Origin of the sequence: Idiomarina abyssalis (assembly GCF_900116625.1) — a bacterium.
Taxonomy (GTDB): domain Bacteria; phylum Pseudomonadota; class Gammaproteobacteria; order Enterobacterales; family Alteromonadaceae; genus Idiomarina; species Idiomarina abyssalis.
In genome coordinates, this window is sequence record NZ_FPBE01000002.1 from 124,438 (window position 1) to 148,333 (window position 23,896).

Genomic DNA, 23,896 nt, shown 5'->3' on the forward strand with positions numbered 1-23,896 from the left:
TATTATAAGCAGGGTGAATAGTAATGAACATAAAATGAATTTGAGGGAAGCGAACATGCTCCACTAGTGGTACATGCTTTTACCCGTAGATTACCAGACGTACTCAGATTCACTGTTGTTGAGGTGCTTGTCGTGGTCTTAAGTTGCGTCCAGTATCCCGGAGCACTTAAGCTGCGCTCGATGATATACTCGTCAGCACCACTTATTGAGTTCCAATCAAGTTGAGCTCGTCCGCGGCACATTGATGGAACGCCACTCAATGTTGGAGCTTCTAGCGCACCATAAATCTCTTGCAAAGCTGATTTATCAGTGCTTGATAAATTATTGTTACCCGTCGTAGCATTAGGATCTGAATGCACAGTAAGCATAGGCTCGCTAACGTCATAAACGAAAGACGAGTTATAAGTGAATCTACCGTAATGCATTATAGATTGGAGATCGTAATTTCCTACGTGAACTACACTTGAGTCGCTAAAAGTATACTTGTCAAAATTATGGTGATGATCAGGCTTTATGTTTGAATAGTTGACAGTAATGTAGTTATCACGATCCGCTCGAGTATGCATGTGGTAAAAGCCTAAAGCATGCAAGATTTCATGGATAATTGTTCCGACATGGCTTTCGTCTGTACTCTGGCAGTAACCCGCAAGACGGATGGCCTGTCTTCCTCCTTGCATTCCTACTTTTGAACTGCATAGGCCATTTGAAGAAGGTTCGAAATCAACGTAGTTAACGTGCCCGCTTCGCGGAACAAACTTAATGCCCGAATTATCTTCGATTTGTTCCATTGCCAGGGAGATGGCCGACTGAACCTGCTGTGGATTATCAAAGTATGAGCTACTTATAGTATAAGGAACAACAGCATTTGGCCATCTTAATGAAGAGTTGGAGACAACAACGCTCTGAGTTCCAACAAAGCCGTCGGAATCTTTAGATAGATTCTGTTGCGAATCTACTAACTGACCGGACTCGTCGACATATCCAACAAATATATCGCCTTCGAAATAAGCCTGATTCCCGATAACAGTTAGGGTAACTTCCTTCTGCTCAGAACCTTGATTAGTTAGTAATTCAATATTTGCGGTTATGGTTTCCGTTTGTGAGGTGGGCAGAGTCTCTGTATTTGCTGCTGAGAATAGCGGAATAACAGCCAACAAAAAAATTCCTGCTTTTATTTGTTGTTTTCCCATAAATAATAATCCTAAATTTAAGTTAAATAATTGTTACTTTATTTAGGTTTACAATTAAGAACGTGATAGTCAACCTTTTTGTATTTAGGTGACTAATTGGCATATTGACTTGAAATCTATGATTTGGACTAGCCCTGAAGCCACTGGATTTTCTATAAGCTATTGATATAAATAGTCAATATATTTATTTTGGATAAAGTTTTGCGCTAAGCAGCTCTTTATGAGGTTTAGTATCACCCTTGAGTTCAAGAGGTCTTATACTTGTTTTATAATTGTAAGAAAATATTACCAAATATTGTTGTACTCTAGTTACTCATCTGGTTTCTATTTTTGTTTTATGCAAGGTATTTCTCGGTATTTAGCCATGGTGCTACTCTTGGAGGAGGATTATATCTGACCCATTCACTTTTCAGGCTCTGAAGCTGTGGAATCACGCGCCTGATATTTTTAAGGTCAGGGGGGCGCCGGAATGCCGTTTTTTTGCCGTCCTTTCTTACGAGACTAACTCTGAGCGCTATTGGTTGCATTAAACGTTCGACACGACTCAGATTCAATTACTCGCCCTAAATCTCAGAGTAACTCTTTGGTCAAGAACGTTGCCGATTATCGCAAAAAAGCTCGTTTTTTTAGCCGCGCGACTTCTTCGTCAAAGGATAGTTTGGCCTAGTATCTTGACTTTTCAATAGATCAACAAGTATAACAATATTAAAACATTATATTGTACACAAGGATATAGAGCCTGTGTCGTTTCTCCTCTTGATTTTAGTGCAAGCTGGGCTCAGTGCATAGACTATCCTAACAAGGAACTTTAGGAGTTATTAAGTTGATTTATTCCAGATCGTTGACGATATTTTTGGTGAGCTGTGGGCTTCCTTTCCTAACATGTGCTCAAAGCACTGTTGAACTGCAATATGATGCCAAAGGGCGGCTGATAGAAGTTGGTAAAGGTGCTTTGTTTATTGAGTACTCATATGACAGTGGTGGAAACCGAAAAGCCGTTGGAAACGAGCGCTTAGCCGAGGGATCCCCGCTGCTGATTACTGAGTTCAACGTCCCAAATATTGCTTATGACTATGGCACAAATGCTACTGGAAACTGGGCTTCTACAGGCGCCAATTATTGTGAAATAACATTTGAAAACCAAGTCAACTCTTACGAAAACTTACCCACTTCTGGTTCAAAGCCAATAGAAGTCTATGCTTCAGGAGCAGTTTTTTTAACGTGCTTTAATGGCAGTGAAACAGTTCAGGAAAGTGATTACATAAGACACGAAGCGGGCGATGTGATAATGCCGTTTTAAGTTACCATACACATAATTATTAAGAGATAAAAGAATGAAACCTTCAAGGAAGAGCCTAGCATTATTCGGCATATTGGCGGTGCTTTTTACAACTTTTGTGAAAGCAGAAGACGAACAATATAACATTAAACCACTCGATATTGAGCCCGATATAAATAACGTCGATTTGTTAAGTGGTCGTTTTTATCCTAATTTGCCTGAGCTCTCCATCCCTGCCGCACCAAGGTTAACATTAAATACTTTGCAACAGTTTGATAGTAAAGTTACCGGTAAGTTATATCCGCGTACAACGCAACGGAAAGAAAGCTTCTCCCTTACATTTGGAGCGAAAACATCCGAGTACTTTGAATGTGAATCCAGTGACTGCCAACCTCAAGGTAATACGGGATCGACTTTTGTGGGTAGGGTTGGAGGTTCTAGTTTCCGTTATGTACAAGGAAAAACTGGTATCCGAGTCACCTATGCGTCTAAATCGTCTTACTTTGATTATTCAGACGATTCATATCCATCTATTAGTGCACAAGCAACTTATTATGCTACGAATATTAATTACCCTGATGGTGAGTCCCTGCAGATCTATTACGATAAAATTACTCAGTCAGGTGTTACTTACCATCGGCCTGTAAAAGTAACATCCGACGTTGGTTATCAGCTTATATTAAATTATTTCTCGAACGATATTTCTACCGGCGCGGGGGGATGGAGTAAACTGAAAAGAGCTCACATTGCCAAAATATCCAACCCTTCTAATATATTAGCTGAAGTTAACTACAGCTCAACGGGGACGTTCACCGACTTTGGGGGGCTTCAGTGGCAATTTTCCGGATTCAGTAATGCGCTTGGAGCCAGTGATTTCGCAAGGAGCTTTACACTAAAAGGGCCTGCAGATAAGAAGAGTAGACTGTCTTTATCGAGCGCCACCAGGAGTTATGCAGGGATATCCCACAATAATTTTGTAACCTCAGTCACGCATGACGGCCAGAATTACCAATATAGCTATACAGCCTCCTCCGGCTCTGGCTATGATCCAAGGAAGCAGTTCTCGAAGCTTATTATAACAGGCCCTGAGAGCTATCGAAGAACAATCGAATATTTTGTGTGGGGTGGTGCAGAGAAACGCCAATTAATCAAATCGGATACAGACTCCGAGGGAAATAAAACAAGCTATACGTACACAACCAATAAGCGAGTGGAATCGGTGACCTTTCCTGAGGGAAATAAAGTTAAATTTACTTATGATTCCCATGGCAATATTACGAGTAAACGAAGCATTGCTAAGCCAGGTTTCAGCTTGCCAGATAAGGTCGAGCGTGCGGTTTATCCAAGTACATGCACAGAACTGACCTGTTATCGGCCGATTTACACGGTTGATGCTAATGGAAATAGAACGGACTACACTTTTTCATCGGTTCATGGCGGCCTTCTCACTAAAACCGAGCCTTCCGATGCGAATGGCTTTCGCAGGAGAACAATAAATGCTTATTCACAAATTAATGGCATATATCGTTTAACAAAACAGACAGTATGTGTAGTCGGGCAGTGTGGCGGAGCGCAGGCTCAGGTTACAAATTATACATACTGGCAGAATACGGCCCTTATCAAAACAAAAACGCAGACAAATGGTAACGGAACACCTGCTCAGAAAACCACTTATACGTATGATGATGCGGGCCGGCTGTTGATAGAGGATGGGCCTCTTAGTGGGGCCGGTGATGCTAAATATTTTGGTTACGATGATTCCGGTCGACAAACCTGGCAATCAAATGAGAAAAATGCAGCGGGATACTTTGCTGCAGAGAGGATTAGTTACCCTACCTCTAGTAACCGAAAACGTGTGACCGAGCGTGGGACCATTTCTTCCAGAACAAGTACGGATTTGACAGTGGATGTGACGGTTACGGAGTTTTTAAATATCGACAATAACGTCATTAGAAAGGAATTAGCGACCCCAACGACGACTAAGCAAGTCTGGCAATATAGTCATGACTCGCGAGGGCGAGTGATATGTGAGGCGGTTAGGATGAATAGCGGAGCATTTTCACAGCTACCGAGCTCGGCTTGCAATCTAGGTACTGAGGGTATCTTTGGCCCTGACAGAGTAAAACGAATTACATACGATAACCTGTCCAGAACGATAAGTACGACAACTGCTGTCGGAACCCCTATTGAATCAATCGAAAGAGTAAATAGTTACTCTGCAAACGGTAATTTGATATCTGTTACTGATGGAAATGGGAATACAACATCATATTCATTCGACGGACATGACCGTCTTCAACGTACAATATTTCCAAACAGCACGTATGAGCAAAACACGTATGATTTAAATGACAACATTCTTACTTTAAGAAAGCGAGATGGTGTTGTTCTTACCTACACTTATAACTCGAAAGACCAGCCCATCAGTTTAACTGTTCCAAATGAATCGACGGTTTACTATCAATACGATGGAATGGGACGGCGTTCAGAGGTTTCTAGGGGGCCGAGTTTAATAGAATACCAGTACGATAATTTAGGACGTCTGGCTAAGTCGATAACAAATGGCAGAGCTCTGAGCTACGCATATACTAAAGCTAACGAACGAAAACGATTAACGTTTCCGGATGGGTTTTATGTAACATTTAACCATGACCACCGGGGGGAGTTGGTCAGTATCCTGCAAAATGGAAGCAGTACCGTTCTGTCTTATGATTATGATCGGATAGGTCGTATTAAGACATTAAACCGCTCAGCGGGCGCAACGTCCAGTATTAAGTATGATCGCATGAATCGAGTCACGCAATACAACCATAGCGGGATAACCGATATTAGTTTTAGCTATACACCGTCGAATCAATTAGCATCAAGAGCGGTCACTCATGACGCACACCAGATTTCCATACCAACACTAAGCACAGAAAGCTATTCGGTTAATAATCTCAACCAGTATACTAAAGTAACTGCTGGCGGGATAAATAAGTCACTCACTTATTCAACAGTCGGGAATATGACCTCATATGACGGGTGGAGCTATCAATATAGTAATCAGAATCGGCTTAAGAAAGCGACCAAATCAGGAACAACCGTCGATCTGACGTACGATGCGCTGGGACATTTAAATTCAACGAATCACAATGGCAGTAAGATTGAATATCTGTACGATGGCGACAAGTTAGTCGCTGAGTATAATGGCAGCGGTACATTGCTGCGTAGATATATCCATGGCTCAGGTATCGATGAACCGGTTATCCGGTATGACGGAGCCGGTACTTCCAGTCGGCGTTATTTACATCGTGATGAACGAGGTACAATAATCGCTGAGACAACCGCCTCAGGGAGTATTTTAGCAAGACACCAATACGGGCCTTTTGGACAGCCTATGAATGGGAGTAACGCAAGGTTCCGCTATACTGGGCAGATATTGATCCCAGGGACTGAGTTATATTACTACAAAGCACGGATTTATCATCCAAAGCTAGGTCGCTTCTTACAAACTGATCCGATTGGTTATGAAGATCAGATGAACCTGTATGCTTATGTAGTTAATGATCCAATAAACAATACTGATCCTAATGGTGAAAAAACAGTCTTTATGAGTGCAGATGCGAAAAAGCAATACAATATCTCTAAGAGATATCTCACTAAAAAATCTCCAGCGGCGGCTGCTTTATTTCGAAACGCTGAGAGTTTAAAAACACCCACAATTGAAATTTCATTGGGAAAGCAAACTCTAATGACAACTGCTACAGAAAACTCTAATGCTAAAATTCAGTTTGATCCTAAAACAGGTTATATTTTTGAAGGTGGTACTCAAAGTCCAGCTACAGGATTAGCACATGAACTGATTCATGTTGAAAACCAAAGAAACGGCATGGATATGGATAGTCGAATTGAAGGTGCTGAAACTATAAGGCAAGAAAATGTAATAAATACGGAAACAGGTGAAGGACAGAGGGCTATTCATAATGAAATGAATTATGAAACTCAACCTGTTAGTGCTCCAAATTGTAGACCCGATGGTAAAGGAGGAGAAATCTGTGGCTAAAGTTATTTTATCACTACTCTTGCTAGTACTACCGCTGACAGTAAAGGCAAATAATATTGAAATATTTTACAATGGATTTTGGTCTCATAGCCCATTTCCAATGACCATAGAGCGTTTGCGTAAAACATACTCTTTACATATATCAGTTCATAAATTTTCGATACCTGAAGTTCATATCAATATTTTAGAGGATGATTTCCAAGAAAGTGAGGATTTGTCGTTAGATATTGACTATGTATTTTATTTAGTAGAAACCAATAGCGAAGGAAAAGTAGTAAAAGAGTTAGCTGGTAACAATAATGTCCTATTTGATTTAACGAAAAATACCTACAAGCAACTTAGCGAGAAAGAAAAAAGATTACTAAACAATTACATTAAAGATTTAAGCTGTGAAAAATCGGATTTTTTACCTTATAAAAAGGTTTGATTTCTTAGTCTAAGGCCCTGCTCGTGCGAGGACTTGTTTTGAAGCACACCTATTAATTCTTTAAACTCATCATTCCACCAATTGCCATGCGTGGCGGAAAGTAAATCGCTATTGTGATTTGCTAGACACCTCATAGCCATAGATTGGAGTGAACTAAGGCAGTGCTAATCGGCAGACTATAGATTAGATCTAACTTCATAATATTTCCCCCTTGCTTTTACTGTAAAAGGTTAATAACATTTTTTCTACAAGCCATTAGGTAAATAGTTTCAAGAGAAAGTCAGTCTGAATAGCTGAGCTACAGCGGATTTGTTAAGACGCAGAGTCATTTATGAAAATATTTAACCGAGTAGATAAGCTTTCACCTTTACAAAAAGACAACTTTTCTATGGTTAAACATTCATACTAAAAATAGTTTTAGAGTTCTAGTAGAGACAGGAAGTTGAATTTAGGGGGTGATAATGGATTATAAGCTTTGGTCGTTGTTTTTTTCGATTCTTTTTCTTGTTTCCTGTGGTTCGGGGGACGGCTCCACGCCACCTCCGCCATCAGACAAACAATCTATTAACTTATCGTTCGACTTTTCGGAAAATTCTCAGGAATTCGAGATTAGTGTTGCAGACTATGCCGTTGAGCATGAAAGAAATGATGAAATCATTTCAACGCTGTCTCAACTTCCTGAACCCTATGAGTATCGTAAGGGAGTTGAGTTTAGCTGGTTCAATTACTCAGACGATATTAAAGGATATATAAAGAGAAAATTTTCAGATTTAAAGCCCGATACGACGTATAACGTCGACTTTCAAGTGAATGTTTTAACCGTTGAGTCAGAACAGTGTATTGGTGCGGGTGGTGGCCCCGGCTCTTCTGTTTACGTAAAAGCCTCTCTCTTGCCGCAGGAGCCTACCCGCTTCGTATCCTATGAAAGTGCTCCAGAGGGCATTTATAGAGTCGATATTGATGATGGGCAATCAGGAGGCGATGATGTCGCGTTGTTAGGACATATTGGCCTGCCAATATCTTGCGAAACTTCTAAAGAGTCGCCCGTGTGGGAGGTTAAACCTTTAGTTAACGATGAAAGCTTTGTAATGGACTTCCCAGACTTTGCTAGACACTTTTAACAGTTACAATGTAACTTAAACTAGAGGTGTTTATGAGCAAAGGCAAACGGTATACCGAAGAATTCAAGATTGAAGCCGTCAAGCAGGTCACCGAGCGCGGTCACTCTGTTTATGACGTCGCTGATCGTCTGGGCATTTCCGTCAAGTCACTTTACGACTGGCGTGCTAAATACGGTCAGGACAATAAAATCAATAAATCCTCCGATGAACAACTGCGCATAGCAAAGCTTGAGGCCGAGCTAAAACGCGTTAAGGAGGAACGGGATATATTAAAAAAGGCCGCAAAGTACTTTGCAGGCGAGTCCGAGTAAAGTACGCCTTTATCCGTGATCATCAAAATCAGTTCTCTGTTTCAGCCATGTGCCGGGTGTTGAAACTGAACCGCAGTGGTTTCTATGCCTGGCTAAAGAAGCCTTTAAGCAATCGAGCCATAGAAGACGCGAGACTTTTAAAACGCATCAAAGCGTTCTTCATTGCCAGTGGCGGCACTTACGGCAGCCCCTGGATCCACAAAGACTTACGTGAAGCTGGTGAAAAATGCAGTGTCCATCGTGTTGCTAAGATCATGCGTCTCAATAAACTCAGAGCTCAAATCGGCTATAAGCGCCGGCATATCAAAGGCGGTAAGCCTGGCCGGGTGGCAGACAATGTCTTAGAACGGCAGTTTAACCCGAAAGCGCCGAATACTTCGTGGGTAAGCGACATTACCTACGTGCGCACTTACGAGGGCTTCCTTTACGTGGCAACGGTTATCGACTTGTTCTCCAGACGCGTTGTCGGCTGGTCAATGGACAAAAATATGGATAAACACCTGGTTATCAAAGCATTACTGATGGCGGTTTATCAGCGACGCCCGAAAGAGAAAGTTCTGGTACACAGCGATCAGGGCAGCCAATATGGCAGCTCTGATTACCTGACATTCATGAAAGAGCACAACCTAATACCATCGATGAGCCGACGTGGGAACTGCCACGACAACGCTGTTGCTGAAAGCTTTTTTGCCACATTTAAAAAGCGGGTCATCCGGAAGAAGATTTACCCGAGCAGGAACGAAGCGAAGACTGAGATATTTAATTTTATCGAGATGTTTTACAATCCCAAAAAGCGTCATTCTCATACAGGCGGGGTATCACCTGCTAACTTTGAAAAGGCGTACTTTGAGAATCTACAGACTGTCTAGTAAAAGCTGGGAAGTCCATTGTAGCTCTTTTTGCTCTTTTAATGACCGCGATGCTTCTTAAACAATTTGAACTTGTAAAAATAATTTTAGGCTCTGCGCTCGCTGTTGGCAGTGGGGCGGGCATTACAAGCCTTTTTAAAAGGAAGAAATAACTACGCGCAAAGTTTGTATAACAAGCCGCTTAACACTTTTCCTCCGGCCACTGTAACAGTAACGTAGCTGCACTTCATAAATATTCCGCCACGTTACTGCCCGTTAACTTAGCGTTATGTAATGAATAGAGAGATAAAGGAAGGTTATGTCGACTCCTAAGGTATTTATATCGTACTCACACGACTCGCAGCAGCACAAAAAATGGGTACTAGATTTGGCAACTCGGCTAAGAAGTAGCGGCATAGATGCAATCATTGATCAGTGGGAGTTACGCCCAGGTGACGATCTCCCGCATTTCATGGAAAAACATCTAGCTAAATCAGATTATGTAGTCATGGTTTGCACTGACAAATATGTTGAGAAAGCCAATGCAGGAACTGGCGGGGTAGGTTACGAGAAAATGATAATTACTGCCGATCTCCTTTCGAATATCGACTCAAACAAAATTGTACCTGTAATACGCCAATTCGGCACGCACAATGTGCCAACATTTCTAAAAACAAAATTATTTGTAAATTTTTCAAAAGACGATGATTACGAGTTCAGTTTTGATGAGCTAGTTAGAACATTTCATGGCGCACCTCTCTTTGAAAAGCCAGAAATCGGAAATAGTCCATTTATACCAATTAGTGAAACACCGCCTGAAAAAACAGGTGATCCGATAAGGGAAATGATGAAATACATCGTGAATGATTTTGAAAGTGGGGATGATTACACGTTATACAAAAATTTAATCCATGCAGTGGATATGTCGCGCATTATGCTTGATATCATAATTGGCGAAGCCGTCCAAAAAGGATACATAGGTGTAGATAATGACGGAGATATCTATTTGCTGCCTGAAGGTAAAAAATATGCCATACAACATAAACTGGTAAATGCATAACAAGGCCAACCACATTCGTGTAATGCAAGATACGAATTGATTGCGTTGGACAGCATACTCTAAGCTTTGATTGCCCGTGTAGGCAGCTTTATATAATATAGGGATAAATAGTAAACACATAAGAAAAGTATGGAAACTCGCTGATTAAAAGAGCTGTTACTAAGATCCAGTCTTGGTATGGCAGATTGGAATCTCAGACAAGAGATATAGCCATAAAAGCTTTTGATGCGCTAGAGGCGCATGGCGGTAGTGCAAAGGATTCGGCCTAGGTCAAACAAACTGTGAAGGTTGTATTCGGACATGGTTAAAGAGCGGAAATCTGTAATGCCATCGTATGCGGCATCAACGTCTGCTCCTGGCACAGGGCTGCCGTAGCAGCCCACTAACAGTTAGACCTCAATTGACTCAGAAATATCAAGCGCGTCATCCACTTCAATTCCGAGGTAGCGTACAGTGCTTTCCAACTTTTTGTGGCCTAATAAAAGTTGGATAACTCTGAGATTCTTAGTTTTCTTATAGATAAGATATGACTTGGTTCTTCGCATTGAATGAGTGCTGTACAGCGAACTGTCCAATCCTAGCTTCTCGATCCAACCATGAAATATCAGGTCGTACTGGCGGGTCGAGATATGTTCCGCGTCAGTAACTCTCGATCTAAATAAATAATCTGATTCTGATAGGTTCGCTTGCCTGTCCTTCAAGCAAGGATAAAAAAGCCCGCTAAAAAGCGGGCTCCATATTCATCTCAGCGAGCATCTCACCTGACGTGAACGTCAGGCTACATCAAAAGGCCTACCGATACTCTTCAATACTAGGGCATGAGCACATCAGGTTACGGTCACCAAATACGTCATCTATACGGTTTACGGTTGGCCAGAACTTGTCGTAACCAACGGCTTCAACCGGGTAGGTTGCCGTTTTTCTATCGTATGGGCGATCCCACTCTGCGTCGGTAATGTCAGCCAATGTATGCGGCGCATTTACCAGCGGGTTGTTGTCTTTTGGCCATTCACCAGCTGCGACTTTCTCGGCTTCGGCTTTAATGCTGACCAGGGCTTCAATAAAGCGGTCAAGCTCAGCTTTAGACTCAGACTCGGTCGGCTCAACCATAATGGTACCCGCTACCGGGAAGCTCATGGTTGGTGAGTGGAAGCCGTAGTCTTGCAGGCGTTTAGCCACATCAATTTCGGCAATACCGGCAGCGTCTTTCATTGGGCGCAAGTCGATAATGCATTCGTGCGCGACACGGTTGTTGCGGCCACGATACAAGATTTTGAAGTGCTTGCTTAGCTTCTCAGCCAGGTAGTTGGCGTTCAAAATAGCGGTTTCTGATGCTTCACGTAGGCCGCGTCCGCCCATCATGGCAATGTACATCCAGGAAATGGTCAGAATGCTCGCACTACCAAACTGCGCAGCAGAAACTGCGCCGTTACCTGCTTTAGGCCCGTCGATATTCACAATGGAGTGATTTGGCAGGAATTCAGCCAGGTGCTGCTTCACGCCAATAGGACCCATGCCAGGGCCACCGCCACCGTGAGGAATACAGAAGGTTTTGTGCAGGTTCAGGTGCGATACGTCAGAGCCAATGTAACCCGGTGAGGTTACGCCAACCTGTGCGTTCATGTTGGCACCATCCATGTAAACCTGACCACCGTAGCTGTGAACCAGGTCACAAATGTCTTTAATGCCTTCTTCGTAAACACCGTGCGTAGACGGATAAGTCACCATAATGCACGACAGGTTCTCGCCCGCTTCTTCAGCTTTGGCTTTTAAGTCGTCCATATCCACGTTGCCGTGCTTGTCACAGTCAACCACTACCACTTTCATGTTCATCATCTGAGCTGAAGCCGGGTTGGTACCGTGAGCAGAGCTTGGAATAAGGCAAATGTTGCGATGCCCGTCGCCGCGGCTTTCGTGGTACTTCTGAATAGCCAGCAGACCAGCGTACTCGCCCTGCGCACCAGAGTTCGGCTGCATAGACATGTCGTCATAACCGGTTACGTCAATTAACCATTCTGACAAGGTTTCAACCAGCTCGTAATAGCCTTGCGCCTGCTCTGCCGGGCAGAACGGGTGCAACTGACCAAACTCAGGCCAGGTCACCGGAATCATCTCGGCGGTGGCGTTCAGCTTCATGGTGCACGAGCCCAGAGAAATCATCGAATGGTTCAGGGCTAAATCTTTGTTTTCCAGCTTTTTAATGTAACGCAGCATTTCGGTTTCTGAGTGATACTCGTTAAATACCGGGTGCTGTAAATACTGAGAGGTGCGCACTAAGTCAGCAGGAATGGATTCTACGTCACCGCCAGCAACGCGGCTGTCCAGTACGTCAATGTCTAAACCGTGGTTGTCGCCAAACAAAGCAGCAAATAAGTTTTCAACGTCGTCACGCGTTTTGGCTTCGTCCAGGCTAATACCAAATACGCCTTCGCCGTCAACGCGTAGGTTAAGACCCAGCGCTTTACTGCGCGACAATACGTCTGCAGCGTTTTCTTTCATTTCAAAGGTTAAGGTATCAAACCAGTGGCTGTTCACCAGCTTCACGCCTTTGTCCTGCATACCTAGCGCGACAATGTCGGTTAAACGGTGAATGCGGTTGGCAATACGACGCAAGCCTTCCGGGCCATGGTACACGGCGTAAAACGACGCCATGTTCGCCAGCAGAACCTGCGCAGTACAAATGTTCGAATTCGCTTTTTCGCGGCGTATGTGCTGCTCACGGGTCTGCATAGCCATACGCAATGCAGGGCGTCCACGAGAGTCTTTAGAAACCCCGATAATACGACCCGGCAATGAACGCTTAAATTTGTCGCGGGTAGCAAAGAACGCCGCGTGAGGACCACCATAGCCCATTGGCACACCAAAGCGCTGAGCGTTACCGAACACCATGTCGGCGCCCATTTCGCCCGGTGACTTCACCATTAACAGGCTCATTAAGTCAGAAGCAACGGCGACAATGGCCTTTTTCTCCTGCAACTCACCAATTAACTGTTCAATGTTGTGCAGCTGGCCTTGCTTGTCCGGGTACTGCAACAACGCACCAAACACGTCGTGATCAGAAGCTTCACGCGCCGGTCCGACAATAATGTCGAAACCAAAGTATTCGGCACGGGTTTTCACCACGTCAATGGTTTGCGTGTAAACGTTGTCCGCAATGAAAAACGCGTTGGATTTTTTGTTTTTAGAAACCCGCTTCGCCATGGCCATAGCTTCGGCGGCGGCAGTGGCTTCGTCCAGCAGTGAGGCGCTGGCTAAATCCAGGCCGGTTAAATCCATAGTCATTTGCTGGAAGTTAAGCAGTGCTTCTAAACGGCCCTGAGCAATTTCCGGCTGGTACGGCGTGTACGCTGTATACCAACCCGGGTTTTCAAGCACGTTACGCAAAATAACGTTCGGCACTACGGTGTCGTAGTAGCCCATACCAATGTATGAGGTACAAATTTGGTTCTTTTTCGCGATGTTTTTAAGACGAGCCAGAGCTTCGCGTTCAGTTTGCGGCTCCCCTGTTTGCAGGAACGGTTCACGCAGAATCGCACCAGGCACAGTGTCTTTGGTTAATGCTTCTAAAGAATCTACACCCAGCTCAGCCAGCATGGCTTTTTGTTCATCAGCGCTTGGGCCAATGTGGCGGCTAATGAATTCATCGTGGTGCTCTAATTGCGTCAGGGTAGTACTGCTCATTTAACTCAGCCTCGTACATTTATCGGAAATTTATCGAAAACTTATCGGATACAAAAAACAATGAACCCCGGCTAATTTCCGGGGCTCAGGACGCTCTGTGTCATTGGTGCTATGCGCCAATGGCCTCAGTCTTCGTCGATTGAAGCCTCGTAAGTGTTCGCGTCTAATAAGTTGTCCAGCTCGCCGCTGTCATCTGCTTTTATACGGAATAACCAGCCGTCACCGTAAGGGTCGTTGTTGACCGTTTCAGGGGCATCTTCCAGATCTTCGTTAACCGCAACAACTTCACCGGTCATTGGTGCGTAGATATCTGAAGCGGCTTTTACAGATTCAGCGACAGCAATGTCGTCGCCTGTGGCAACTTTGTCGCCTACGTCCGGTAACTCAACAAACACCATGTCGCCAAGAAGTTCCTGCGCGTGCTCGGAGATACCTACAGTAAAAGTACCGTCGCCTTCATCACGAACCCATTCGTGGGTTGATGCGTATTTCAGATCTGCTGGAATATTGCTCATATTGCTTTCCTTCTACCCGGGTTACCCGGAATGTATTGAATCTTGTTCGATTATAAAACAGATTGACCGTTTCTGACGAAACCTGGCTTAACCACCTTCACCGGCATTTGTTTCTTACGCATTTCCACTTCCGCTGTATCACCAACACTGGATGGAACGCGAGCCATTGCAACTGAGAAACCAAGTGTAGGCGAGAATGTACCAGAAGTGATGATACCTTCGCCACCCTCAACGGTTACTTTTTGACCGTGGCGCAGCACACCTTTCTCTTCCATTACAAGACCGACTAATTTGTCATGACCTTTCGCTTTTTTCTGCTCTAAGGCTTTACGACCAATGAAGTTGCGATCAGCCGGTTCAAACGCTACGCTCCAGCCCATATTGGCTTCCAGCGGCGTGATGTTCTCGTCCATGTCCTGACCATACAGGTTCATGCCAGCTTCTAAGCGCAGTGTATCACGAGCACCCAGTCCACATGGAGCCACATCGGCTTTTAGCAAGTCATTCCACAAGGCTTCAAGCTGCTCGGCCGGAACCACAATTTCGTAGCCTTTTTCACCGGTGTAACCTGTGGTCGCAATAAAGTAATCGCCAACGTCTTTACCCACAAAAGGCTTCATGCCTTCAATTTCTGCGTATTGCTCTGCGGTTAATACGCCCTGGATTTTTTCAGCGGCTTTAGGGCCCTGCAAAGCCAGCATACCCATGTCGTCACGCTCTTTGGTGGTGACATCAAAATCGGCAGCGACTTTTTCAATCCATGCCAGGTCGCGGTCACGGGTAGCTGAGTTAACAACCATGCGGTAGGCAGTTTCTGAGAAGAAATACACAATAAGGTCGTCAATAACACCGCCGTTTTCATTCAGCATACTGGTGTATTGTGCTTTGCCTTCGGTTTTTAGCTTAGCAACGTCGTTAGCCAGCAGGTAACGCAAAAACGCCTGAGCCTGTGGCCCTTCTACGTCAACAATGGTCATATGCGACACATCAAAAACACCGCAGTCACGGCGTACAGCATGGTGCTCTTCAATTTGTGAACCGTAGTTCAGCGGCATGTCCCAGCCGTGAAAATCAACCATCTTCGCACCCGCTTTTACGTGTGCATCGTACAGTGGCGTTCTGCTACCCATACCGTGTTCCTTCTCTGTTCACTTTATGTGCGTGTGTATGGGCGCAAATTATAGGCGTGATTCGTTTAAACTTAAAATCAATAATGCTTATAATGGTATTAATTTTTCAAATACCTAGTAACGACTTTATAAAGCGAGCCAATGAAACATTTATCCTTAGAGGCCTTACGCAGCTTTAGTGCGGTGATTGAGCTGGGCAGTATGACACTTGCCGGCGAACGCATGGGGCGTTCTCAGCCTGCTATTAGTTTGCAGCTTAAAAAGCTGGAGCAGCAACTGGGCGTTGAACTGCTAACGCGCCAGGGTAGCGGCTTTGCACTTACCGCCGACGGTGACGTACTGTTTGACTACGCGCAGCGAATGTTGGCGCTAAATGACCAGGCCTGGGCGCAGTTCGAACCGCAACAGGTTAGCGGTAAAGTGCGGCTGGGTATTACCAGTGAATTCGCGTCCAGCTTGCTGCCCAAAGTGCTGGGTCAGTTTGCTCAGGTTTATCCGCAGGTGACACTGCAGGTGACTTCAGCGTTGAGTAAAGACTTACTGTCCGGACTGGGGCAACAGTTCGATATTATTCTGGCACTGCGCGAACAGACCAATAAAAGTGATGTTTTAATTCAGCGCGAAGAGCTGGTTTGGGTGGGCTTACCGGGCTTATTAGAACAACCCGGCTGGCCTATGGTGGTTGCTCCTGAAGGCTGTATTTATCGGCGCAGGGCAGAACAAAGCTTACAAAGGGCGCATCAGCCTTATCGTATCACTTATACCAATACAGACTTCTCGGGACTGACTGCGGCATTGAACAGTGGGCTGGGCATTACCGTTCTGGCTAAAAGTACGGTACCGAAGGACATTCCCGTATTGGAGAGTTTTTCTGATAACAAACCCTTACCCAACCCCGGTTCAGTCAACGTGATTATGCGCCTGGCCGGCGGTGCCTCAAGTGCGGCTTCTCAGTTAGCGGATTATCTGAAAGCAAGGATTTGAACATCTCACCTGACGTGAACGTCAGGCTACGAAAGCTGAGCTCCGGGATAGGTGGCGCTTATGGTTGGTACCTACTGGTCAGGGAGTGTGCGGCGCCATGAATGGCGACGCCCAAGCCCTACAGGGACGTATTCACGGGCGTCTCCCTGACCAGTAGGTACCAACCACAGCCGCCTAGCTCTGGGGGTCAGTGCCCAGCGCGATTTCGGCTAGCTTGCGTTTTAAAAAGGTGAGTTTGTTTGGCAGTGCGAAGGCCAGAGCGCGTAGGCCTTTTACTACTGGGTTTGCTGTACCGAAACCGCGTTTGAACGTTTCCATTGCAGCTATCATTAGCTGAGTGTCGGCTTTGCGCTCGCGCTGATACGCACTCAGCGAGCGGTGCAGTTGCGTCAGTGAAGACAAATCCACACCCTCAATTTTTTCGGTTAAGGCTTTCACGTCACCAAAACCTAAGTTCGCGCCCTGCCCGGCCAGCGGATGAATGGTGTGAGCCGCGTCGCCCGCCAAAACAATACGGTGCTGGTACCATTGGCGGGCGTATTGCATTTTAAGCGGAAAAGCTTTTATATCAGACACACACTCGCAGCCGCCTAATACCCGCCCCGACTCTGTTTCCACCTGTTTTGCAAAGCGCTCAACGGGCTCATTAAGCAAGTTTTTGGCGAGATCTTCATCGGCAGACCAGACAATGGAAACGGTATGAGAGTCAGGTGTTGGCAGAAGTGCCAGCGGCCCTGTTGGTAAAAATACCTGACGAGCCACGCCATTATGCGGTTGCTCCGTGCGAATATTGGCCACAATGCCTTGCTGTCCGTAATCCCAGAAGGTTAGTGGTAATTCAGCATACTGACGCACTTTCGAACGACCACCGTCAGCTCCTACTATAAGATCGGCTGACAGTAACCACTCACCAACATCGATTTCCGCGGGGTGAGAATCATCGCCGGCATGAACCATTGTCCACTGCTGCGTCTGCAATATATCAACACCGACCTGCTCAGCGCGGTGCCACAAAAAGTGCTCCACAAAATTGTTTTCAACTATAGCGCCTAAATCTGCGGCGTTAATTTCCCTGGCTGAAAACTCAATGTGCGCGGGGCTGTCTTTGTCCCACACTTGCATGCTTTGGTAGGGGCCACTTCGGTGTGCCTGCACTAAAGGCCAGGCACCACAGTCTTTTAATACGCTGCGACTGCGATCATTCAGGGCGCTTACCCGCAATGCCAGCTCCTCAGAAAGTTCAGGCTGAGAATGTCTTTCCAGAACCATCACTCGCCGGTTCTGCTGAGCCAGACGTATTGCCAGGCTCAGACCAATCATGCCGCCGCCAACAATCACAACATCGAGCTTTTTGCGTTTCATGGTCATGGTTGCATCCCCATGGTTAAGCGTGCGAAGGCGGATTTCAGCGGCGAACAATGCTGCAGTAACATCAGCGCACTGTTGCGACCCAATACCGTGGGCCAGTAGTGATTCGAAAAGCCGCGCACTAAACCGTCCGTCAGTTTAATAATGGCCTGATAATCACGTTCGCGGTTCTGCTCGTAGCCTTGTAATGCCTGAAAATTTCCGGCGTCATCAACATTGGCCAGCGACTCGCATAGTACTTCGGTATCGCGCAGCCCCAGATTAAAACCCTGCCCGGCTATGGGGTGTAAGGCGTGCGATGCATTACCGATGATCACACTGCGGTGGTGAGTCGAGCGCTTTGCCCGGCGTAACGTCAGCGGATAGAAAACTCGTTTCGACACGCCGCTAAATAAGCCCGCGCGGTAGCCAAACGCCTGCTGACACCGCTGCATAAATTCGGTGTCGGACCATTGCTGGGCAACGTCACGCTGCGCTTCGGTAAAGCTCCACACCAGTGAAGCCTGACTTCCCTGCATTGGCAGTAAGGCAATAGGCCCATTTTCGGTAAAGCGTTCATAGGCCCAGCCATCTAATGGCTGCTCTAAATCAAGCGTTGCAATACAACCAAACTGGCCATAGTCGTAAATATCCGATTTTAGCCCCAGTTGCTCGCGCACCAGTGAGTTCTGGCCATCGGCACCAATCAGTAACTTAGCCAACAGCTGCTGTCCGTTATCCAGGTTTAATTCCACCTGCTTTTGCTGCTGTTGCAATGAATCTAAACGAACACCCGATAACCACTCAAGGTTGGTCTGCTTCTGACAGCTAAGGTACAAGTTATTAACCAGCTCGGAAGCAGCAACAACCCGACCTAAGGCCTCTACCCGCTCGTTCTCAGCGTGCAGTTCAGTGGCGCCGGCAAAGCCCCGGTCGGAAATGTGAATATGTTTTATTGGGGTAGTGTCAATGCCATTGAGTACACCAAGGCTTTGCAGCCGCTGCGCTGATGCAGCAGCCAAAGCAATAATGCGTTTGTCGGCGGGCGGACCTTCGGCGCGGGGTTCACAGACAACAATGTGCCAGTCCGGCCGTTGTTGCGCCAGCATTAAGCCAGTTAAGGCGCCCACCAGGCCACCTCCGGCTATTACCACATCGGCGTGCGTTACTGGCCGTTCATCCATGTCTCAATCTCTTCAATGGTTTTGGGTACATCGGCGGTCATGTTGTCAAAACCGTCCGCTGTTACAACCAGGTCATCTTCAATGCGAATGCCTATACCTCGCCATTTATCTTCAACGTCAGCATCTTCCGGAATATAAATACCGGGTTCTACTGTCAGCACCATGCCGGGTTTGAAAGGTACGGGCTCGCCCTCACTGTCGCGATAACGTCCGACATCGTGAACATCCAGACCCAGCCAATGGCCCAGGCCGTGAATAAAGTACGTTTTCCAGCGTTGCTCTTTGAAGTTTTCTTCGGCATCGCCGGTTAAAATACCAAGCTCGGTGAGACCATCGCTAATGACCCTGGCAGCTGCTTCGCTCGCCTGAACCAAATTACTGCCGGGTTTAATTTCAGCAAAAGCCGCCTGCTGGGCTTCCAGCACTAGGTTATAAAGTATGCTCTGTGGTTCACTAAACTTGCCATTTACCGGGAAAGTCCGGGTAATGTCGGCCGCGTAACCCTGATACTCCGCGCCGGCGTCTACCAGCAGCAAGTCGCCATTCTGTAGCTCGTCCCGGTTGTCGGTGTAATGCAGAACGCAGGCATTAGCACCACCACCGCTGATAATACCGTAAGCCGGATGCAAGGCTCCGTTCATGGCAAATTCATGGTGCAGCTCTGCCGCTACCTGGTACTCGTGCTTGCCCGCTTCAACAAAGCGCATAATGCGGCGGAATGCCCCCGAGCTGATTCGGCCAGCTTCTTTCATCACAGCCACTTCATTGGCTGACTTAATAAGGCGCATGGCGTCCAGTTGAGGTCTTAAATCAGACAAGCTTTGAGGCGCTAATTTACCGCTTCGCCTTGCTTTTACACTGACGTCATCGCGCGCTTCGCTCACCAGTTCGGCCAGCACCGAATCTTCACCCATGGGGTAGAAAACCGATTCAATGCCTTCCAGCAACTCAGGTAAACGTTCCGGTAAGGTGTCGAGATCTTCCGCGCTGTCAACGGCTAAGGCTTCAACAGCATTGGTATAGCCTAAACGCAGCCCATGCCAGACTTCGTGCTTTGGGTCTTTGTCCTGACAGAATAAAACACTGCGAGGGTTGCTGTCGTTAATCAGCAGCAACACCGCGTCCGGCTCATTAAAACCGGTTAAATAGAAAAAGTCGCTGTTTTGGCGAAAAGGGTACTCGGTATCATTGCTGCGCGTAACTTCACTGTTAGCAGCCACCAGTGCCACCGAGTGCGGAGGCAAAGACTCCAGCAGCTGGCGTCGGCGCAGTTTAAATTCATCCTGAGGAATAACGTTTCTCATCAACGACCTCTACTCCGTCAGTAATTAATGCAGAATTTTGGGTGGCTGATTTGCCGGTAGCTCATTACGGCCTAATTCGGCGTAGCACATCATGGCTGAAACACGCAGATACTCGACAATTTCGGTGTAAGCTCGTTCTTCTTCCTCATCACCGTCATCGGTAAACTCTATTTTCGCCAGCTCGACCATGTCTTCAATGGCTTCTTTTAAGTCACCACTTAAGTTGGTCATATTTTCCTGGTTAACACCATAGCCCACTAAAAAGGCATTGACCCAGCCAGCCAGTGCGCTTAAGCGGTCAGACAGCGGCGTCGTGTCTTCAGGTAACAACAAACGGTAGCCTAAGTCTTCGTCACCCAGCGAGTGCTCAATTTCTTCGGCCTGCTGTTGCAGCAAGTTCTCCAGCTCGACGGGCAAGCCCTGGCCGTCGTATGCCAGGTCTGACATTAAGATCATTAATTCATTGCTTTTGGCGTCGCTGCCGGTGGCTATTAGCCCGGTTAACATACCCTGCACTTCTGACGCACTTGGCGTCATGTCGTATTGTGCGTAAAGTTCCACTAAGCGGTCATAATTAAAACGTGTCGACATTAAATTCTGCCCTTTATTTATCATGCATTAATCCTAACACTGGCTTTACATAATCGCTAGCTGACAAACACCGGTAGCTCATGCCATAATGCAGTTATCAAAGCTGTTGAGTCAGTTGCAAGGAGTCTTTTGAATGGCCGCAAAAACCATGGATATAAAATTGCTGGAACGTAATTATAAGGTGGCTTGCCCTGTTGGGCAGGAAAGCGCGTTGCAGCAAGCGGCAGATACGCTCAATGAAAGACTGATGGAAACCAAAGAACGAACGCAACTGACCAATGTCGAACAAATAGCTGTTATGACAGCCCTGAATTTATGCCATGAATGGATTCAGGATCAAAATGAACAATCTGCAAAAACGGCTAAGCTTGAAGAAAAAATTCAGTTACTTCAGGCAACGATAGAACAGGCAATGAGTGAGCAACGCTCACAACGTAACCGTTAGCGGTTAACCTAAAGCAACATTGTAACCCTTTTGCGGTTTCCTGGGGTGTTTGCCAGCAGGCTTATGTCCCTGAGCCGATGCTTGTATTAAAAGGGGATCACTGGCCTGCCATGTGCAAGCCCGGCATGAACCGGGAAGCCTACGGCAGATACCATTTGCTCCCCGCCTTGAACCAATGGGTTCAAGGGCTACAGCCAGCAGCGGCACCTTGGGAAACCACCCTTACTATTGGCGCTCCGCCTTTTCATCAGCAACAATGGCTTTAACGTCCTCTAGCAATTGTTGTGCGTCAAAAATGACACCGTCTTTAATGGTGTACTGAATGCCTTCGGTACGCATCGGCTGGTTGTTGTCGTCCAGCTTGAAGTGCCCCGTGCCGTATAACACTTTAAAGTTATCCATCGGGTTTTCGTTAACAATCACCATGTCGGCTTTTTTACCAATAGCAACAGAGCCAATGTCGTCTTCCATATTCAGTGCTTCAGCACCAGCCAGGCTGGCAGCGTGAATCACCTCTAACGCATTCAAACCAGCTTCACGTAATAACTCCAGCTCGCGAATGTAACCAAAGCCATAAATCTTATAAATGTAGCCCGCATCAGAACCAACCGTAATTCTGCCGCCGTTGGAGTGGAAGTCCTTTAAGAACGCCATCCATTTCTGGTAATTGTTTTTCCAGGCAATTTCATTGTCCGTGGTCCAGTCGAACCAGTAAGAACCGTGGGCGTAGCGGCTTGGCTCGAAAAACTCCCACAACCGTGGCAAGGTGTATTCGTCGTGCCAAATGGCCTGGCGTTCACGCATTAAGTCACGCGACGCTTCGTATATGGTTAAGGTGGGGTTAATGGTGAAGTCCAGTTCAATCAGCTCATTGCGCACTGAATTCCATTTCTCTGAACCTGGCTCCGCGGCCTGCTTCCATAAGCGGCCAGCCTCTTCAAAGCGGTTTTGCTCATTATTGTAGTTATAACCTGCCGGGTAGTCCTGCACGCGGCGCTCTTCAAACAGAGCTTCCGGCAAGCCGTACCAATGCTCCATAGAGGTTAAACCCAGGCGAGCGGAGTCCAGTGCATTCATCGACATTACATTCAGCTGAGCGTGGTGCATCATAGTGCCTAAGCCCTGCTTGTTGGCTTCGTCCAGCGCCGCTTCCATAACTTTGCGTGAGGCACCGAAGAATTTAATACCCTTTGCTCCCTCATCTTTAATGTAGCGAACCCACTCGCGCGCCTGCTCGCCGTTATAAATTGGCTTATCCCAGCCTTGCCCAAAACCGACATAAGGAATAATTCGCGGCGAAGTAATGCGATTATCGACAGCGCGCTCTTCGTGCCACTGAACCCAGTCCAGGCCGTTAAAGCTGCCGGGTTCCCGAATGGTTGTAATACCGTGCGCCAACCACAACTTCAATACATACTCCGCCGGAATACCTTTTGCGGAGCCGCCAATATGTGCATGCATATCAACAAAGCCGGGCAAGATGTACTGCCCGCTGACATCCAGCTCTTTATCGCCTTCGCCTGCTTCAGGACGCCCCTCGGGCTTAATGGGCACTCCCGGATTCCCAACACTGACAATATTCACGATACGATCGTCTTCAATTACGATGTCTACCGGACCAATTGGAGGTGCGCCTTCGCCATTAATTAATGTTCCGCCCCGCAGTATCAGCCGCTCGTACGGACCTTCACCGCGATCACGCTCCGGTGCTTTCGGGGGAGCCTGTACAGCATGGGCTGCAACCGTAAAAGCCATCGCTACCATGGCTAAAGCTATCGTTTTTATTGTTTTCATCGGTTATCCTCTGGCAATTACTCAGCGGTTATCATTAAGCAGACTCTAGCATGACTCGACAGGACCTCCGACGCAAGTTACAGCAAATTCGCCGCAATTTAACCGCCGAACAGCAAAGCGAAGCGGCACGCCTGGTTGCTGACAAACTGGAGCAACGTCTGAGCAGCCTTGTCCCTCAGCAGACCACCGTTGCCGTGTATAAAAGCTTTGCCGGCGAGTTACCAACCTCAGCCATTATTCAAAAGCTGTGGCAGTCAGGTTTTAATACCGTTTTACCCGTGCTTCATCCTTTTGCTAAAGGTCATTTGCTGTTTTTACACTATGCCCCGGATACGCCAATGACAACCAACAAGTACGGTATTGCCGAACCCGAACTGAATGTCCAAAACGTGGTGCCATTGTCCAATATTCAGATACTGCTGATGCCATTAGTGGGCTTCGACAGTCAGGGCAACCGATTAGGCATGGGCGGCGGTTATTACGACCGGACATTAGCGCAATGGCATAATGGGAATAGACCCAACTTATCGCCCATTGGGTTAAGCTATAACGAACAGCAGGTTGAAAAAATACCGGTTGAGAGTTGGGATATTCCGCTGCCGGAAATCATTACACCAGCGCAACACTGGCGCTTTTGAAG

Annotated in this window: 19 protein-coding genes and 1 other RNA gene; 10 read left to right on the forward strand and 10 right to left on the reverse strand. The window is 46.5% G+C overall.

The genetic code is table 11. The features are described 5' to 3' along the window. Window positions 1-2 precede the first annotated feature (2 nt). Window positions 3-1,190, reverse strand: coding sequence for a M12 family metallopeptidase (locus BM359_RS06160; protein WP_054490959.1), 1,188 nt, complete (start codon window positions 1,188-1,190; stop codon window positions 3-5). Window positions 1,191-2,013: 823 nt separating this feature from the next. Between BM359_RS06160 and BM359_RS06165 the strand changes: the two genes are divergently transcribed. The 6 genes from BM359_RS06165 (at window position 2,014) to BM359_RS06195 (ending at window position 10,281) form a co-directional block, all read left to right on the forward strand. Beyond that, window positions 2,014-2,490, forward strand: a complete 477-nt coding sequence (locus BM359_RS06165; RefSeq protein ID WP_143441136.1) for a hypothetical protein — start codon at window positions 2,014-2,016, stop codon at window positions 2,488-2,490. A gap of 34 nt (window positions 2,491-2,524) precedes the next feature. Then, window positions 2,525-6,514, forward strand: a complete 3,990-nt coding sequence (locus BM359_RS06170) for an RHS repeat-associated core domain-containing protein (RefSeq protein WP_054490963.1) — start codon at window positions 2,525-2,527, stop codon at window positions 6,512-6,514. Next, window positions 6,507-6,941, forward strand: coding sequence for a hypothetical protein (locus BM359_RS06175; RefSeq protein ID WP_054490965.1), 435 nt, complete (start codon window positions 6,507-6,509; stop codon window positions 6,939-6,941). Before BM359_RS06170 ends, BM359_RS06175 begins: the two co-directional genes overlap by 8 nt. 461 nt (window positions 6,942-7,402) lie before the next feature. Then, a complete protein-coding gene (locus tag BM359_RS06180; RefSeq protein ID WP_054490967.1) occupies window positions 7,403-8,062 on the forward strand; it encodes a hypothetical protein in 660 nt (219 codons plus the stop codon). Between the two features lie 32 nt (window positions 8,063-8,094). Next, a protein-coding gene (locus tag BM359_RS06190; protein ID WP_143441137.1) for an IS3 family transposase occupies window positions 8,095-9,242 on the forward strand; the annotation gives its coding sequence in 2 pieces (ribosomal slippage) (window positions 8,095-8,332 and window positions 8,332-9,242; 1,149 coding nt in all). A 298-nt stretch (window positions 9,243-9,540) separates the two neighbouring features. Next, on the forward strand, window positions 9,541-10,281 hold the full coding sequence (locus BM359_RS06195; RefSeq protein WP_054491219.1) for a toll/interleukin-1 receptor domain-containing protein: 741 nt from the start codon (window positions 9,541-9,543) through the stop codon (window positions 10,279-10,281). A gap of 389 nt (window positions 10,282-10,670) precedes the next feature. Here the strand turns inward: BM359_RS06195 and BM359_RS06200 are convergent, their stop codons facing one another. The 4 genes from BM359_RS06200 to gcvT form a co-directional block, all read right to left on the reverse strand. Continuing rightward, complete coding sequence (locus BM359_RS06200; RefSeq protein WP_327077526.1) at window positions 10,671-10,982, reverse strand: tyrosine-type recombinase/integrase; 312 nt, start codon at window positions 10,980-10,982, stop codon at window positions 10,671-10,673. Between the two features lie 91 nt (window positions 10,983-11,073). Beyond that, complete coding sequence (gene gcvP, locus BM359_RS06205) at window positions 11,074-13,962, reverse strand: aminomethyl-transferring glycine dehydrogenase (protein ID WP_054491220.1); 2,889 nt, start codon at window positions 13,960-13,962, stop codon at window positions 11,074-11,076. Window positions 13,963-14,087: 125 nt separating this feature from the next. Further along, window positions 14,088-14,477, reverse strand: coding sequence for a glycine cleavage system protein GcvH (gene gcvH / locus BM359_RS06210; protein ID WP_054491221.1), 390 nt, complete (start codon window positions 14,475-14,477; stop codon window positions 14,088-14,090). Between the two features lie 50 nt (window positions 14,478-14,527). Further along, window positions 14,528-15,607 carry a glycine cleavage system aminomethyltransferase GcvT gene (gene gcvT / locus BM359_RS06215; RefSeq protein WP_054491222.1) on the reverse strand — a complete coding sequence of 360 codons (1,080 nt, stop codon included), beginning with the start codon at window positions 15,605-15,607 and terminating at the stop codon, window positions 14,528-14,530. Window positions 15,608-15,748: 141 nt separating this feature from the next. Here gcvT and BM359_RS06220 point away from each other — a divergent pair, with 141 nt between their 5' ends. Further along, a complete protein-coding gene (locus BM359_RS06220) occupies window positions 15,749-16,591 on the forward strand; it encodes a LysR family transcriptional regulator (RefSeq protein ID WP_054491223.1) in 843 nt (280 codons plus the stop codon). A gap of 174 nt (window positions 16,592-16,765) precedes the next feature. Here BM359_RS06220 and BM359_RS06225 read toward each other — a convergent pair whose 3' ends face one another. Genes BM359_RS06225 through BM359_RS06240 form a run of 4 tightly spaced genes read right to left on the reverse strand, consistent with a single transcriptional unit; the run spans window position 16,766 to window position 21,017 of the window. Next, window positions 16,766-17,959, reverse strand: a complete 1,194-nt coding sequence (locus BM359_RS06225) for an FAD-dependent oxidoreductase (protein ID WP_054491224.1) — start codon at window positions 17,957-17,959, stop codon at window positions 16,766-16,768. After that, window positions 17,956-19,122 carry a 2-octaprenyl-6-methoxyphenyl hydroxylase gene (gene ubiH, locus BM359_RS06230; protein WP_054491225.1) on the reverse strand — a complete coding sequence of 389 codons (1,167 nt, stop codon included), beginning with the start codon at window positions 19,120-19,122 and terminating at the stop codon, window positions 17,956-17,958. Before ubiH ends, BM359_RS06225 begins: the two co-directional genes overlap by 4 nt. Continuing rightward, window positions 19,104-20,426 carry a Xaa-Pro aminopeptidase gene (pepP, locus tag BM359_RS06235; RefSeq protein WP_054491226.1) on the reverse strand — a complete coding sequence of 441 codons (1,323 nt, stop codon included), beginning with the start codon at window positions 20,424-20,426 and terminating at the stop codon, window positions 19,104-19,106. Before pepP ends, ubiH begins: the two co-directional genes overlap by 19 nt. 24 nt (window positions 20,427-20,450) lie before the next feature. Then, window positions 20,451-21,017, reverse strand: coding sequence for a UPF0149 family protein (locus tag BM359_RS06240; RefSeq protein ID WP_054491250.1), 567 nt, complete (start codon window positions 21,015-21,017; stop codon window positions 20,451-20,453). A gap of 133 nt (window positions 21,018-21,150) precedes the next feature. On the opposite strand from BM359_RS06240, the gene zapA reads away from it, so the two are divergent. Then, window positions 21,151-21,462 carry a cell division protein ZapA gene (gene zapA, locus BM359_RS06245; protein ID WP_054491227.1) on the forward strand — a complete coding sequence of 104 codons (312 nt, stop codon included), beginning with the start codon at window positions 21,151-21,153 and terminating at the stop codon, window positions 21,460-21,462. Between the two features lie 34 nt (window positions 21,463-21,496). Further along, window positions 21,497-21,681, forward strand: a non-coding RNA gene (ssrS, locus tag BM359_RS06250) — 6S RNA. A 6-nt stretch (window positions 21,682-21,687) separates the two neighbouring features. Here ssrS and BM359_RS06255 read toward each other — a convergent pair. Beyond that, window positions 21,688-23,256 carry an amidohydrolase family protein gene (locus tag BM359_RS06255; protein ID WP_054491228.1) on the reverse strand — a complete coding sequence of 523 codons (1,569 nt, stop codon included), beginning with the start codon at window positions 23,254-23,256 and terminating at the stop codon, window positions 21,688-21,690. Between the two features lie 50 nt (window positions 23,257-23,306). Between BM359_RS06255 and BM359_RS06260 the strand changes: the two genes are divergently transcribed. Then, complete coding sequence (locus BM359_RS06260; protein WP_054491229.1) at window positions 23,307-23,894, forward strand: 5-formyltetrahydrofolate cyclo-ligase; 588 nt, start codon at window positions 23,307-23,309, stop codon at window positions 23,892-23,894. Window positions 23,895-23,896 lie beyond the last annotated feature (2 nt).

What these genes read in the sequence shown, in the direction of transcription:
- BM359_RS06255 (WP_054491228.1), bottom strand. Translation starts at nt 23,256, where the DNA reads ATGAAAACAATAAAAACGATAGCTTTAGCCATGGTAGCGATGGCTTTT.
- ubiH (WP_054491225.1), bottom strand. Translation starts at nt 19,122, where the DNA reads ATGGATGAACGGCCAGTAACGCACGCCGATGTGGTAATAGCCGGAGGT.
- BM359_RS06225 (WP_054491224.1), bottom strand. Translation starts at nt 17,959, where the DNA reads ATGACCATGAAACGCAAAAAGCTCGATGTTGTGATTGTTGGCGGCGGC.
- pepP (WP_054491226.1), bottom strand. Translation starts at nt 20,426, where the DNA reads ATGAGAAACGTTATTCCTCAGGATGAATTTAAACTGCGCCGACGCCAG.
- gcvH (WP_054491221.1), bottom strand. Translation starts at nt 14,477, where the DNA reads ATGAGCAATATTCCAGCAGATCTGAAATACGCATCAACCCACGAATGG.
- zapA (WP_054491227.1), top strand. Translation starts at nt 21,151, where the DNA reads ATGGCCGCAAAAACCATGGATATAAAATTGCTGGAACGTAATTATAAG.
- BM359_RS06260 (WP_054491229.1), top strand. Translation starts at nt 23,307, where the DNA reads ATGACTCGACAGGACCTCCGACGCAAGTTACAGCAAATTCGCCGCAAT.
- BM359_RS06195 (WP_054491219.1), top strand. Translation starts at nt 9,541, where the DNA reads ATGTCGACTCCTAAGGTATTTATATCGTACTCACACGACTCGCAGCAG.
- gcvT (WP_054491222.1), bottom strand. Translation starts at nt 15,607, where the DNA reads ATGGGTAGCAGAACGCCACTGTACGATGCACACGTAAAAGCGGGTGCG.
- BM359_RS06240 (WP_054491250.1), bottom strand. Translation starts at nt 21,017, where the DNA reads ATGTCGACACGTTTTAATTATGACCGCTTAGTGGAACTTTACGCACAA.
- gcvP (WP_054491220.1), bottom strand. Translation starts at nt 13,962, where the DNA reads ATGAGCAGTACTACCCTGACGCAATTAGAGCACCACGATGAATTCATT.
- BM359_RS06220 (WP_054491223.1), top strand. Translation starts at nt 15,749, where the DNA reads ATGAAACATTTATCCTTAGAGGCCTTACGCAGCTTTAGTGCGGTGATT.
- BM359_RS06160 (WP_054490959.1), bottom strand. Translation starts at nt 1,190, where the DNA reads ATGGGAAAACAACAAATAAAAGCAGGAATTTTTTTGTTGGCTGTTATT.
- BM359_RS06170 (WP_054490963.1), top strand. Translation starts at nt 2,525, where the DNA reads ATGAAACCTTCAAGGAAGAGCCTAGCATTATTCGGCATATTGGCGGTG.
- BM359_RS06180 (WP_054490967.1), top strand. Translation starts at nt 7,403, where the DNA reads ATGGATTATAAGCTTTGGTCGTTGTTTTTTTCGATTCTTTTTCTTGTT.